This window comes from Enterocloster sp. 210928-DFI.2.20 (genome assembly GCF_020554465.1).
Lineage (GTDB): Bacteria > Bacillota > Clostridia > Lachnospirales > Lachnospiraceae > Enterocloster > Enterocloster bolteae.
Window position 1 is genome coordinate 39,942 of record NZ_JAJCHK010000041.1, and the last position, 13,411, is coordinate 53,352.

Genomic DNA, 13,411 nt, shown 5'->3' on the forward strand with positions numbered 1-13,411 from the left:
ACAGTCTCCCCTGCCGCTTTCCACAAATCCCCAGGCTTCCTGAAACTACAGCCCGTAAAACAGGGGCGATCCCGGCCCCAGCGGCAGACCTGTCAGATACCAGACAGTGAACATCACAATCCATCCCAGCAAAAAAGCCCCTGAATACGGAAGCATGGTGGAGATTACGCTCCCGATTCCGGCGTCCTTATCGTATTTCTGGAAAAACGCCACCGTCAATACGAAAAAGGGCATCAGGGGAGCAATGATATTGGTACTGGAATCCCCAATCCTGTACGCTGCCTGGGTCAGCTCCGGTGAAAGACCCAGACGCATGAACATGGGGACAAAAATCGGCGCCATGATGGCCCATTTAGCGGAATCCACCGCTATGAAGATATTGATACCGGCTGTCAGAAGGATAAAGCAGACGATTAAAGGAAGTCCCGTAAGCCCCACGGATTGGAGGAAATCCGCCCCTTTGACGGAAATAATGGTGCCCAGGTTGGAATAGTTAAAACAGGCTGTGAACTGGGCCGCAAAGAAAATCAGCACCATAAAGCCTGCCAGGCCGCTTATGGACTTATTCACAAGAGCCACCGCGTCCCTGCTGTTCTTCAGGGTGCCCGCTCCGATACCGTAGGCCAGACCGGGGAGCAGGAACAGGAGCATCATAAAGAAGATGATGCCGTCCATAAATGGGGAATTGAGGAGTGAATGGGTTTGGGGATCCCGCAGCAGTCCTCCGGGCAGAACCGTCAAAAGAGCCATAACCGCCGCATATACCAACACCGTGATGCCGGCCCAGCCCATTCCTCTCCTTTCATTTTCCCCGATATCCTCAATGGTCCCTGTCTCCACAGGCCCCCAAGGCCCCAGGCGGGGCTCCACCAGCCTGTCCGTGACAAGGGTGCCTATGACTGTGATAAGCACCGTGGATGCCACCATGAAATACCAGTTGCAGACGGGAAGCACTGTATATTCCGGGTCAATCATGCGGGCTGCCTGGGTGGACATGCCTGCGAACATGGGGTCATTGGTGCCGATTAAAAGATTGGCGCTCCAGCCTCCGGATACACCTGCAAAGGCTGCCGCCAGCCCGGCCGCCGGGTGACGTCCAAAGGCCGTGAACAGGACCGCGCCCAGCGGGACCAGGACCACATAGCCTGTGGATGAGGCAATGTTGGACATGATTCCAAGAAACACCACCACGGCGGTGGCTAATGACTTTGGCGTGGAGGAAGCCACCCTGCGCAGCAGGGCAGACATGAAGCCCGTACCGTCCGCCACCCCTACGCCTATCATAATGGTAAAAACAGTTCCCAGCGCAAAAAATCCCGTGAAATTAGGCACCACCGCGGTGACCATATACCGGATGCTGTCCGGCGCCAGAAGGCTTACGGCCTCCACTGTCATTTTAGTAATCTCACCGCTTGTGCGGTCCAGAAAATCATATGTGACAGACAATCCCAGGAATCCGCACAGGGCGGACACAAGGATGACAATTCCCGTCAGAATCAGGAAAATCACTGCCGGGTCAGGCAGCCTGTTCCCCACCCGCTCCACGGTATCCAAGGCTTTTAGGACCATGCTTTTTTTCTGCCCATCATTTGCCAAAACAATTCCTCCCATCATGTGTATTCTATGTCCGGCCAAATTCTTTCTGCGGCCATATTCTATATCCGGTTTATCATTCCCTTCTTTACCGGCTTATATTACATTCTCATATTAACTATGGAGCTTCGGCTAAAAAACAGCGGCTGAAGCCTTTGTCATTTTGACAGTCACTTTTTGCCAGTCTATTATATTTATTGGTTTATAGCACAACAAAATCAACTGTGTTTTTGCGTCCCATTATACACTTTAGATAAAAAAATTAAAAAATCTTTCCAAGTTGCCGTCATTGTTTCAAACAGCTTTGTGCCTTAAAATATAAGCATACAGGACATGGGAACGTGAAACGAAATGTTAGTACAGGAATCAGCACAAGAAAGAAAAAGAAGGGAAAAGAAAAGGGGGAAACAATGGAGGGAAAGAAAAAAGGGTTGTCTCTGACAACACAAATTCTAATCGCTACAGCAGGCGGTATTGTCTTTGGATCTCTGATTGGGCCATGGGCCTCAAATTTAAAATTTATCGGTGATATTTTTATCCGGTTAATCCAGATGTCGGTTGTACTGCTGGTAATGACTGCAGTGGCAGGCGCGGTGGGAAGCGGAGACGGCCAGGATGTAGGAAAGATGGGGTTCCACACATTTAAGTGGATTATCTTTTTCACTTTAATATCAGCAGGACTGGGGGTTGTTCTGTCCATGCTCATACAGCCCGGCATCGGTATCGAAATCGCCAACGCAGAGGCCATTGCCAATGCCTCCGCTGAAACAGCATCGCTTCAGGACACGCTGTTAGGCTTTGTATCCACAAATATCATCGGCTCCATGGCTGACAGCGCTATGGTTCCATGTATTGTTTTCGCATTGTTTTTTGGCACAGCCATGGGTACATATACACGCCAGAGCGGCAACAGGAACATGGTTGAATGGGTAACCGGTTTTAACACCATTATTACCAACATCATAAAGGCTGTCATGCATGTTGCACCAATCGGAATTTTCTGTCTGTTGGCAAACGTTGCAGGCTCCACCGGTTTCAAGGTTATTATTCCTATGATTAAATTCCTGGGAGTATTGCTGCTGGGAGATGCAATCCAGTTCCTTATTTATGGTCCGCTGACAGCTGCTCTCTGTAAAGTAAACCCTGCAAAGATGCCTAAGAAATTTGCTAAAATGTCCATGATGGCCGTTACCACCACCTCAGGCGCAATCTGCCTTCCAACCAAGATGGAAGATGCGGTTGTAAAGTTCGGCGTAAGCCGTAAGGTTGCAGATTTTACCGGACCCATTACCATGTCCATGAACAGCTGCGGCGCAGCCCTGTGTTATGTGGCTGCAATCTTCTTTATGGCACAGTCCACCGGAATCCAGCTGACCACCTATCAAATGGGAATGGCCATCCTGCTTTCATGTCTGATGTGCATGGGAACTATCGTTGTGCCGGGCGGTTCCGTAATCGTGTATACCTTCCTTGCCTCCTCACTGGGGCTGCCGTTGGAAAGTATTGCTATTCTTATTGGTATTGACTGGTTCTCAGGAATGTTCAGAACACTTATGAACGTTGACGTTGATGTCATGGTAGGCATGCTTGTATCCAGCAAGCTGGGCGACCTGGACCGGGACGTGTATAATGAGACGAAGGTAGTAAAATATTGATTTTCAGTTAAAGATTGTCAGCAGTTAAAATAAAAAACAGGAGCGTGTCTGACGCTCAATCCTCCCACGGTTAAACCAACCATGGAAAGAATGAGCCGCAGACGCGCTCTTTTGTATTTCACTGCACATTTCATCAAAGCTTCTGTCTATTTCATCACAGCTTCTGCCTTATGGCCTGCTCCTGTTCATCAAAAAGCAGGTCCTTATTGTACTGGTAATAGCGTTCACACTCATATTCATCCAGGAACCGCACACACGCCTCGCTGGTATTCAGCTCCGTGACAAATATGACCATTTCCTGGCCGGTTCCAAAGGCAGCTTCCATGAAGTCAAAGGCATGTTCCAGGCGGCTGCCGCAATCCTCCTTCATGGCCTCATAGCAGTCGCTGTGCTCCATGAATTTTCTGCGCACCCATTCCCAGGCCTGCTCACTGTCCTCAACAGCTTCCTTTCTCATCTGCTGGGCATATTCCTCCAGCATGATTCCCACACGCAGCCACAGGCGGTCCTCCCGCCTTCCTGACAGTCCGCTTTTCTTCCTGTGAAGGCGCTCCTTCTCCAGCTCCTGAGCCAGGCAGGACAAAGCCATGGCAGGCGATTGGGATTGCGCCGCCGCGCTGTTTGCAGAGGTCTTGGCCCTGCCGTCCATCTCCTGGCGGTATCTCTTAAGCTGCTCCATCAGAAGTTCCATGGAAGCATTTTTATCCCACAGTTTCTTAAATCCTTCAGTCAGCCTGGACAAAATCAGACCTGTAACGCTGAGACGCTCATCAAAGGGCGCCCTGGCTACCCGGTCGCACAGCGCCTCACGTATGGTGCCCTGCAAAATCTCATCCACCTGATACTCATTCTGATATTTATAATACAGCTCCAGATAATTGGCAAAATCCTTTGCAATTCTGGGGTGCTGGATATACTGGCTGATCACATCCCTGTCAGCTCTTTTTTCCAGACTCTCATAGACCAGGATCAGTTGGGATAAATCTTCCCATCCCCTTGGGGTGGCGAACAGCTTTCCGTCCACGGTTGTCTCTATCCGGCAGAAATTCTGTCCCTTGATGCTGAGATAGGATATAATGGCCGGATGGATATTCTCAGCATATGCATATTCCTTCCACACTGCCAAATCCGGTTCCACGTCAATCCGCTTAATCCGGTCCAGGGTGACCACATCGAATTCCCTTACCGACTTGTTATACTCCGGCGGATTGCCGGCAGCTGCTATAATCCATCCCTCAGGTATCTTATGGCTTCCAAAGGTCTTGCACTGGAGAAATTGCAGCATAGTCGGAGCCAGGGTTTCGGATACGCAGTTGATTTCATCTATAAAGAGAATTCCTTCCTTAAGTCCTGTTTCCTCCATCCGGTTATAGATGGAGGCCACAATCTCGCTCATGGTATACTCCGTCACCGCATACTCACTGTCCCCATACATTTTTTTCTCGATGAAGGGAAGGCCCACCGCGCTCTGTCTGGTGTGATGGGTGATGGTATAGGATATCAGCCCGACCCTGCATTCCCTGGATATCTGCTCCATTATCTGGGTCTTTCCCACTCCAGGGGGACCGATAAGCAGCACCGGCCTCTGCCGGATGGATGGTATGACATACTCCCCATTCTCATCCTTTAAAAGGTATGCTTCAATGGTATCCTTTATTTCTTCCTTAGCCCGCTTAATATTCATGTCCTGTTCTCCTGCTCTGTGGGATAGGCAATCCATCCCTGTTTCTATTGTCCATGTCTGTTCCTGCTGTCCTGGTCTGCCGGCATTTCCCCGTTCCTGCGGTTCTGGTCCGCCTCCGTATCTCTGTTCCTGCTGCCCGGCCTGTACTCCATGAGCTGTTCCTCCTCCAGCACCACTTTCATAGCCCAGGGAGGCACGGATTCATCGGAAAACATATTCTCAATGAACACAAAGGCCGTGTCGTAGGAAGGGGCCTGAACCGGATAGATTCCCTTGCCGTCCGTGAAATAAATAAGCCCCTTGAGAGAGGCTGCCTGACGGCTTTTCTTAAGCCCGTTCACATATTCAAATGCCGGTCTGAAATCCGTTCCCCCGCTTCCTCTAATCTGGAAATCATCCATATAAGCCTTCAGTTCCTCCTGGCTTGTGACCAGCACGTCTGACTGCACCGCGTCATCACACTGTATAATGTGTAAATGGACCTTCTTAAAATAACTCTCAGTCTCAGACAGCACGTCGTAAGTCTCTTCCAGGAACCGCCTCACCAGCTCCCCGGAGCAGGACATGGACGTGTCGATGACAATGGCAAAATCCTCTACCCGGTAAACCTCTCTGGACTCCAGCGGCTCAATGAGGGGCATATTGCCGTACAGGGACAGTCCGTAGGTATAAAACGCATAGTCAAATGAATCCGGATCCACCTGCATTTCTTCCTTCAGAACCGCAAACTTTTGAAGGAACCGGCTGTAATCGTACCTCTCCCGGTTTTCCACCTGAACCTCCTCCAGCAGGCTCCGGTTATCCTCAGACGCATCCTTTGAACCGGTTTCCAGCTCCGTCTGCATCTTCTCCCGGTTATCATTCCACTTGTTCTGCCTGGACCGGGCGATTTTAGGACTGTCCTCCTGCTCCCACAGATCATGGCTGTCCACAAAGAATTCCGCCTTCAGCATGTCCAGGCGGCGGTCCGGAAGCTCCATCTCCAAAAGGGCCCTGTAAACCCGCTCAGCCGTCAGGACAGGACCTTTTTCCGACAGAGCCTTCTCAAGTCTGAGATATATTTCTCTCCTAAGGGCACTCCTCGGCACATGGACACATTTTTGGTATAATCCGTCAATGACGTACTCCATGGCTATGTCGCAGGACAGGTCCCAATACCCCTTGTCCCTGTCCTTTCGTGTATACATATGGCAGAACAGGCAGTGGAACAGCATATGGAGATACCCGCGGTTTACCAGCGTCCTGCCTCTTTTATAAAGGCCCAGCAGATAATCCGGCCCATAGTAAATCAGATGCCCGTCCGTCCCCAGTCCCTCTCTTGCCCAGTCAGCCTCAAAGCCCAGACTGCTGAGAGACACATCCAGAAACTTCATGTTCACATACAGCTCACTTCTGGCCTGTAAGAGAATCCTGGCGCACAATGTCACCTGGTCCAGTTCCTCCAGCTGCCTTTTCCTGGTAGGGTCTGTCATGGCTGCTGCCCTGCCGTCATGGTCTCATGTTCTTCCTTTAATTCCTGGTACAGATGGTAGAAGGTCCAGTCACTGTTATGTTCTGTCAGAACTGCCTTCAGGGCAATCCTGGGCACACCGGCCCTGCGCAGTCCTGCCAGCAGCATGTCCAGTCTCTGGCTTGAAAACTGTTTTAATACCATGACTTCCTCCGGTATAACCGGAAGCTCACCCGGTCCGGCTCCGGTTCTCTCCCCATCAGCTCCGTCTGCCCCGGCGCTGCCTCCCGCAGCCTCATAGCCTTCCATTCCGGCAAGATATCCAACCTTCTCCAGGACTTGTTCCGGTCCTATGTTCCTTATGCGCACGCCCATGCGGACCAGCACGCTTTTCATCATAGCCACATGCTTCATTGTCTCCGGTCTGCCCGGATTATAGTACAGTACAGTCTCCATCATCTTAGCCATGTCCTGCCATCTCCTTTCAACAGGGCCTGTTTACAGCCCCTTACCGCACCATGTTGCGCGCCGCTTTCCCGCCGCCGGTTCTTCCGTTTCCTACTCTCCAAACAGCTCCTGGCTGTCAAGCATCAGGGTAAAGGGTCCGTCATTGAGAAGCTCCACCTTCATGTCTGCTCCAAACCGTCCCTTCTCCACCACATCCACATGGGTCCTGCACCTCTCCATAAAATGTTTGTACAGGGACTCCGCCATCTGGGGAGCGCCTGCCTTTATAAAGCTGGGCCTGTTTCCCTTGCGGCAGTCCGCGTACAGGGTAAACTGGCTGACCACCAGAAGTTCACCCTCCACATCCTCCAGTGATAGGTTAGTTTTTCCATTTTCGTCCTCAAATATCCGCAGACGGCAAATCTTATCCGCCATCTTCTCAGCCATCTGCCGGGTGTCTCCGTCCGCCACTCCCAATAGTATCAGAAACCCCTTACCAATTCTTCCCAATAATTCTCCATCCACAGTGACGCTGGCCTGCGTCACCCGCTGTACCACTGCTCTCATATGCTATTATCTCCTTTTATCTCAGCATCATTTTCAGATATTCCATAAGCGTCTCGGTGGTTTCCTCCCTGTAGAGTATCTCCCTGGCCCGCACCGGATAATCTGTGATGATATTGTCCACGCCTAACAGTTTCATTTGTTCTATCTCAGTTTTGCTGTTCACGGTCCACACATGGACCGCCTTGCCCTTTTCATGGGCTGCTTCCACCAGCTTCCTTCCCACAAAGCTGGAACGGATGCTGATAAAATCAATATACTCATTGTCATAATACGTTCCGTAGGCAGCCGCCAGAATGTATCCTGTCCTCAGCTCAGGAGCCATCTCCTTTACCCGCTCCAGATATCCCAGCTTAACCGACGTGATGACACACTGGTCCTCCATACCGTATTCCCGTACCAGGGCAGCCACCTGCTCCGGCAGACTGGAACTATTTCCTATATTCTTAAGCTCAATGTTCAGCTTCATACGGCCTTTGCAGGCTTCCAGTACTTCTTCCAGGGTGGGTATCCGCTCCCCGGCAAACCTGGAGCTGAAATGGCTTCCCACATCCAGCCGGCTTACCTGGTCATAGGTCATGGTACCCAGCCTGCGGTCCACCCCTGCCACCCGCTTAAGGTTCAGGTCGTGGCACACCACCACAATTCCGTCCGCAGTTGTCTGTACATCAATCTCACTGTAATCCGCCATTTCTTCCATGGCCGCCTCAATGGCTGCCATGGTATTCTCCGGAGCCATCCGGGAGCTTCCCCTGTGGGCCGTCACCTCTGTCTGCCCCAGCACATCCCAGTCAGGGGATGTGCCGTTGTATACCATATCGAATATAAGAAACAGGCTGGCTCCCGCCAGCGCCCCTGTTATGGTCAGTATCCATTTTCTCTTAAAATGCAGCTCATAAGGCATGGTAAAATCCCAGGGCGCTGCATGCGCGCTTTTCATTCCATACTGGTAATATATCACGGTCAGAGCCCCAAAGTCCACCAGGGGAGCCAATATCCCTCCAATGAACAGCACTACCACTTCCAGTTTAGTACATACAGCTGCCAGCACAGCCATGGCCGCATAGCTGTCCACAAACAGGGTGACAATCACGGCAGATACCACCACAATGACCACGTACATGAGAACCAGCCCCACAGCCAGCCCAAAATTCACAACCAGCAGCAGGACTACTGCCCTGAGGCTGCGTCCCTTTAAAAGCTCCATGCTCCTTCTGAAACCGTCGCGAAACTGCTTCTGCTCAATCATACAGGCAAAAAACACCAGCATAGTAGGTATCCCTATGAGCACCAGGGCTGCCGTCAGCATCACCAGGCCCAGCCGTGCCGCCGGCGCATGCATGATTTCATACATGACAAAATTCAGGGGCTTTATCTTTGTGAGAATCCTGAGCAGCAGATAGCTGTTCATCATCACATAATCAGCCAGAGCCAGCGGGAGAAGCTTCCAGTTCCTCCCCTTACACGCATCCCATGCCTTGCCCAGCGCGCCTTTTAAAATGTACACGGAATCCACCCGCATGGAATAGGCCGCAGCCTGGTAGGCAGTGATAAGGCCCCCTATTTCCACCACCATAAGCACCATCCCCAGCACCGCTGCCAGCAGGGCGCAGACAATGGTTGCCGGGCGCAGAAGAAAGGCCCCCATATTACTCATGGTCAGATAACTGTATCCTGCCATGCGCAACGAGAACCTTAAGAGCTGGTTTACCAGCCTGATATAGAATGTACCTGCAACCAGCCGGAACAATACTTCAAAAATCACCAGCTGGCGCAGGTTCAGTTTAATTACCTGGTCTGTCTCTTTTATCAATCGGTTCACTTAAGATTCTTCCGACCTTTCTTTCTGCTCCCTGGCAAATGCCGTGATAGCCTCGTTAAGTGAAAACATTTTGGCATCCAGTATATCCACCATATCGGCGCAGGCCTTTAGTTCCTTCAGCAGGTTCTCCGGGGCATTGCCCTCGAACTTATACGCAATCTTGTGTTCCAGACTGGCCCAGAAATCCATGGCAACGGAACGAATTTGAATCTCCACCTTGGTCTCCACCGGTCCATCTGTGAGATAGACCGGCACAGTTACTACCATATGATAACTCTTGTATCCGTTGGGCTTGGGGTTTTTGATATAGTCCTTTACATGAAGGACAGTCACATCCCCCTGAGCCGCTATCATGCCGGCTATCTGGTAGATATCCGACGTGAACGAACATATAATCCTGATACCCGCAATATCGCTGAGGCATTCCATCATATTCTCAATGGTTACCTCGTATCCGTCCTTCTTAAGCTTCATGACAATGCTTTCAGCTGATTTCAGTCTGGATTTGATATGCTCGATAGGGTTATAGTCATAACGGTTCGCAAACTCGTTGTTTAATATTTCAATCTTTGTATTGACCTTTTTTAGTGCTGAATCATAGAGAAACATCACTGAACGCCATTGGTCAACCTGGTCGTCCGCTTTGGGGATATTGGTCATTCCTATCCCTCCTTACCTTAAGCCTAGAGTTTAAGCCCTTTTAACAGGTCGCCTAACCCTGTGGATACCGAACCGGTCTCCTTGTAGTCAAATGTCTCATGCTCTTCTTTGTCTGCCTGCTGTTCTGCCAGAACCTTCATACTCAGGCTCAGCTTGCCCTCCTGTGCTGAGAGAATCTTAACCTTTACGGTCTGTCCCTCGGTCAGGACTGCGCTGGGATGCTTGATTCTCTGGGTGCTGATCTGGGATATATGAAGCAGTCCGTCCACGCCGTCGTCCAGCTTAATGAACGCGCCGTAAGGCTTAATGCTGTCCACAGTGCCTTCCACCACATCACCGGCCTTGAACTGAGCCATGCGCTCCTTTTTCTGCGCTTCCTTTTTCTCCTTCTCCACCTCGCGTCCGGAAAGCACCAGTCTCTTCTTCTCCGGATCAACCGTGATGATGACGGCCTCCACATACTTGCCCTGCCAGTCTTCCAGTTTCTCCACATACTCTGTAGACAGCTGGGATGCCGGAATGAATGCGCGCACTTCCTCCAGGGATGTGACCACGCCGCCCTTTACCGCCTCGGCAATCTTAACCTTGACAACGGTTCTGTCCTCCATCATCTGAGCGAACTGGGCCCATTTCGCCCCCGCGCCGCTCTCCTCCTCGGTAATCTCGATGTGCCTCTGGTTCAGTGTCTTATAGGAAGCCTCCAGTTCAGCCGCGTAATCCTCCATGGTCTCCATGGGTGCAGCCTCCTTTACCTCTTCCGTCACTTCATTCTCCAGCTCTTTGTTCAGTTCTTCACTCATAATTACTCTCCTCGCCTTCTGTACATTTTACCAAAATATATTCCTTACCATTATAACAACAACCCACCTAATATTTCTATAGTTTTATGACGAAAATTATACCTTTTTTATTTTTTATCCTCTTTTTACGCCTTTTCACTGTCCTGAAAATATGATATGATGCATTCAGCGGCTAAAATGTCTCAATGTACGCTAGAAAGGACCTGCATTCCATGATAGATTTACTGGACCTGCACACACATACAACAGCCAGCGGCCATGCCTATAATTCCCTTTACGAGATGGTTCACTCGGCTTCGGTCAAAGGATTATCCCTGTTTGGATGCTCCGACCATGCCCCTGCCATGCCCGGCAGCTGCCATTCCTTCCATTTCATCAATTTCAAAGTCCTGCCAAGGACCCTTTACGGCGTCAGGCTGATGATGGGCGTGGAACTGAATATTATGGATTATGACGGAACCGTGGACCTGGAACAGAGCATCCTGGAACCCCTGGACTATGCCATAGCCAGCCTGCACCAGCCCTGTATCCACAGCGGCACGGCGCTTCAGAATACCAGCGCTTACCTGGGGGCGCTTAAAAATCCCCTGATTCATATTATCGGTCATCCGGATGACAGCCGTTTCCCCATAGACTATGACACACTGGTGGCTGCAGCCGGGGAACACCATAAACTTCTGGAGGTAAACAACAGCTCCTTAAACCCATTAAGCTTCCGCGTGGGAGCCAGGGATAATTATATAAAAATGCTGGAACTGTGCAGACACTACGGCACCAGCATTATCATAAACAGCGATGCCCACTGCGAAGCAGACGCAGGCAATCACGGCTTTGCCCACGCGCTTCTGGAGGAAGTGGACTTTCCGCAGGAGCTGATAGTCAACACGTCCCTTGACCGTCTGTGCGGCTTTCTTCCCAAAGCAGCCGCCATCCTGGCCCAGCAGGAAGATGAACGCTGCGGGCACCTGTACCGGTCAGGAACCATACAGGAGGAAACCGTACAGGAGGAAACCGTACAGGAGGGAAACGCTTCGGGGGGAAATGAGTCATGATTAATTTCCTGAACCTGGAATATTTCCTGGTAGCTGCCGAGGAGCTCAACTTTACCCGTGCAGCCAGGAAGCTCTACATCTCCCAGCAGTCCCTGAGCAACCATATATCCAACCTGGAAAAGGAATTTGACGTAATTCTCTTCAACCGCACCTCCCCTCTGACCCTTACCTATGCGGGAAGGGCCCTAAAGACCAGGGCCAGGGAGCTTTTGGACCTGCGGGATGAGACCTACAAGGAAATCTCCGATATTAAGGATTTCTCCACAGGACAGCTTTCCATCGGAGTATCCCATACGCGCGGCAGGGTCATTCTGCCGGAAATCCTGCCCACCTACCAGTCCCAGTTTCCGGGCATCGAGCTTCATCTGGCGGAGGGAAATTCCAGCCAGCTGGCCTCAGACCTGCTCCATGGAAACATCGACCTGATGATTGACCTGCTGCCCTTTACAGCGGAAAATGTGGAAACAGTTCCCATTTGTAATGAAGAGATTCTTATGGTGGTCCCGGACGAGACACTGAAAAAAGCATATCCCGGCCAGGTGGAGGAGATAAAAGAAAAACTCCGCGCCGCCTCTGATATCCGCCTTCTGGAACACTGCCCCTTTGTACTGCTTAAAAAGGGGAACCGTGTGCGCACCATAGCGGATGAGATTTTCGAGGACGCCCAGATGAGTCCCCGCATCGTGCTGGAGACAGAAAATATCGAAACCGTGCTGGCTCTCAGCGGCAAGGGTATGGGAATCACCTTTTATCCCAGGATGTTCATGTCCCCGGACCCTGCCTCCCATTCCTACCGCAGCGCGGTCCTGGAGCAGAACCACCTGAACCTGTATTCCTTAAACTACACCCGGGCTCACGGCGTCCTGGGAATCGGCTACCACAAGGGACGCTACATGTCCCGGGCCGCCCACGAATTCATCCGCATTGCAAAGGAACGGCTGGACTATGCCCCCTAAAAAAATAATGCTTTATACCTGATATATGTATTAGATACCCTGCTTCCCTCATAAGATGGATGCAGGGTATTTTTCGGCCCTTGACAGTGTATCCATCTTCTGCTAAAATATAAACAGTAACTATTATTATTATCTTTATATAGAGAAGGAGATGCGATGAAAGCTCTAAAGTATAGCCGTCAGAGGGAATCCATCAAAGCCTGTCTGATGAATCGTCACGACCATCCTACGGCAGACGCCCTATACGCCAGCATCCGTGAAGAATTTCCCAATATCAGTCTGGGAACGGTTTACCGTAACCTGAATCTGCTGGCTGAGACCGGCGAGATACGAAAGCTGACCTGCGGGGACGGTGCTGTTCACTTTGATGGAGATACCCGTCAGCATTACCATTTTGTGTGCAGCGAGTGTAATCAGGTTTATGACATGGAATTAGGCGCCATGGAGGACCTGAATAAGGAAGCCCAGGAACATGCGCCGGGCATCATCGACAGCCACTACGTACTGTTCTACGGGCGGTGCAACAGCTGTTTACAAAAAAAAGTTGATAAAGCTATTGACAAACCAGCCTAAATGATTTATATTGATATCAGTAATAATTACTATTATTGATTATCAACAACTCGTCAGGATGCCCGGACATCTGTTGTCCGGCTCCTGGCCATCATTATAAAAAGGAAAAGGAGAATATTGATTATGAAGAAATGGGTATGTACAGTTTGCGGTTA

Annotated in this window: 12 protein-coding genes; 4 read left to right on the forward strand and 8 right to left on the reverse strand. The window is 50.7% G+C overall.

The window, feature by feature from the left end:
- Positions 1 to 45: 45 nt before the first annotated feature.
- Positions 46 to 1,596, reverse strand: coding sequence for an AbgT family transporter (locus tag LI015_RS24660; RefSeq protein WP_330628694.1), 1,551 nt, complete (start codon positions 1,594 to 1,596; stop codon positions 46 to 48).
- 407 nt (positions 1,597 to 2,003) lie between these two features.
- Between LI015_RS24660 and LI015_RS24665 the strand changes: the two genes are divergently transcribed.
- Positions 2,004 to 3,248: a dicarboxylate/amino acid:cation symporter gene (locus LI015_RS24665; RefSeq protein WP_002568978.1), complete on the forward strand. Its 1,245-nt coding sequence runs from the start codon at positions 2,004 to 2,006 to the stop codon at positions 3,246 to 3,248.
- A 154-nt stretch (positions 3,249 to 3,402) separates the two neighbouring features.
- Here LI015_RS24665 and LI015_RS24670 read toward each other — a convergent pair whose 3' ends face one another.
- The 7 genes from LI015_RS24670 to LI015_RS24700 all read right to left on the reverse strand — a co-directional run bounded on the left by LI015_RS24670 (position 3,403) and on the right by LI015_RS24700 (position 10,675).
- Positions 3,403 to 4,932 carry an AAA family ATPase gene (locus LI015_RS24670; RefSeq protein ID WP_227126573.1) on the reverse strand — a complete coding sequence of 510 codons (1,530 nt, stop codon included), beginning with the start codon at positions 4,930 to 4,932 and terminating at the stop codon, positions 3,403 to 3,405.
- Between the two features lie 44 nt (positions 4,933 to 4,976).
- Complete coding sequence (locus LI015_RS24675) at positions 4,977 to 6,404, reverse strand: vWA domain-containing protein (protein ID WP_227126574.1); 1,428 nt, start codon at positions 6,402 to 6,404, stop codon at positions 4,977 to 4,979.
- The gene (locus tag LI015_RS24680; protein WP_195632547.1) at positions 6,401 to 6,850 is read right to left on the reverse strand and encodes a DUF3783 domain-containing protein; all 450 of its coding nucleotides are present in this window, start codon (positions 6,848 to 6,850) and stop codon (positions 6,401 to 6,403) included. The genes LI015_RS24675 and LI015_RS24680 overlap by 4 nt, the downstream gene beginning before the upstream one ends.
- Before the next feature lie 90 nt (positions 6,851 to 6,940).
- Positions 6,941 to 7,396, reverse strand: a complete 456-nt coding sequence (gene dtd / locus LI015_RS24685) for a D-aminoacyl-tRNA deacylase (RefSeq protein ID WP_002568982.1) — start codon at positions 7,394 to 7,396, stop codon at positions 6,941 to 6,943.
- A 16-nt stretch (positions 7,397 to 7,412) separates the two neighbouring features.
- A complete protein-coding gene (locus LI015_RS24690) occupies positions 7,413 to 9,215 on the reverse strand; it encodes a glycerophosphodiester phosphodiesterase (RefSeq protein WP_002572959.1) in 1,803 nt (600 codons plus the stop codon).
- A complete protein-coding gene (locus tag LI015_RS24695) occupies positions 9,216 to 9,875 on the reverse strand; it encodes a GTP pyrophosphokinase (RefSeq protein ID WP_002568984.1) in 660 nt (219 codons plus the stop codon).
- Positions 9,876 to 9,898: 23 nt separating this feature from the next.
- Entirely contained in the window at positions 9,899 to 10,675 is a 777-nt protein-coding gene (locus LI015_RS24700; RefSeq protein ID WP_002568985.1) for a S1 RNA-binding domain-containing protein, read from the reverse strand.
- Between the two features lie 212 nt (positions 10,676 to 10,887).
- Here LI015_RS24700 and LI015_RS24705 point away from each other — a divergent pair, with 212 nt between their 5' ends.
- The 3 genes from LI015_RS24705 to LI015_RS24715 all read left to right on the forward strand — a co-directional run bounded on the left by LI015_RS24705 (position 10,888) and on the right by LI015_RS24715 (position 13,256).
- The gene (locus LI015_RS24705; RefSeq protein ID WP_227126575.1) at positions 10,888 to 11,727 is read left to right on the forward strand and encodes a phosphatase; all 840 of its coding nucleotides are present in this window, start codon (positions 10,888 to 10,890) and stop codon (positions 11,725 to 11,727) included.
- A complete protein-coding gene (locus tag LI015_RS24710) occupies positions 11,724 to 12,683 on the forward strand; it encodes a LysR family transcriptional regulator (protein ID WP_002568987.1) in 960 nt (319 codons plus the stop codon). Before LI015_RS24705 ends, LI015_RS24710 begins: the two co-directional genes overlap by 4 nt.
- Positions 12,684 to 12,839: 156 nt before the next feature.
- Positions 12,840 to 13,256: a Fur family transcriptional regulator gene (locus tag LI015_RS24715; RefSeq protein WP_002568988.1), complete on the forward strand. Its 417-nt coding sequence runs from the start codon at positions 12,840 to 12,842 to the stop codon at positions 13,254 to 13,256.
- Positions 13,257 to 13,411: the final 155 nt, after the last annotated feature.

Bases quoted from the DNA above. Each gene is read 5' to 3' on its own strand.
- LI015_RS24715 (WP_002568988.1), top strand. From the start codon at position 12,840: ATGAAAGCTCTAAAGTATAGCCGTCAGAGGGAATCCATCAAAGCCTGT.
- LI015_RS24705 (WP_227126575.1), top strand. From the start codon at position 10,888: ATGATAGATTTACTGGACCTGCACACACATACAACAGCCAGCGGCCAT.
- LI015_RS24680 (WP_195632547.1), bottom strand. From the start codon at position 6,850: ATGGCTAAGATGATGGAGACTGTACTGTACTATAATCCGGGCAGACCG.
- dtd (WP_002568982.1), bottom strand. From the start codon at position 7,396: ATGAGAGCAGTGGTACAGCGGGTGACGCAGGCCAGCGTCACTGTGGAT.
- LI015_RS24670 (WP_227126573.1), bottom strand. From the start codon at position 4,932: ATGAATATTAAGCGGGCTAAGGAAGAAATAAAGGATACCATTGAAGCA.
- LI015_RS24675 (WP_227126574.1), bottom strand. From the start codon at position 6,404: ATGACAGACCCTACCAGGAAAAGGCAGCTGGAGGAACTGGACCAGGTG.
- LI015_RS24665 (WP_002568978.1), top strand. From the start codon at position 2,004: ATGGAGGGAAAGAAAAAAGGGTTGTCTCTGACAACACAAATTCTAATC.
- LI015_RS24700 (WP_002568985.1), bottom strand. From the start codon at position 10,675: ATGAGTGAAGAACTGAACAAAGAGCTGGAGAATGAAGTGACGGAAGAG.
- LI015_RS24710 (WP_002568987.1), top strand. From the start codon at position 11,724: ATGATTAATTTCCTGAACCTGGAATATTTCCTGGTAGCTGCCGAGGAG.
- LI015_RS24695 (WP_002568984.1), bottom strand. From the start codon at position 9,875: ATGACCAATATCCCCAAAGCGGACGACCAGGTTGACCAATGGCGTTCA.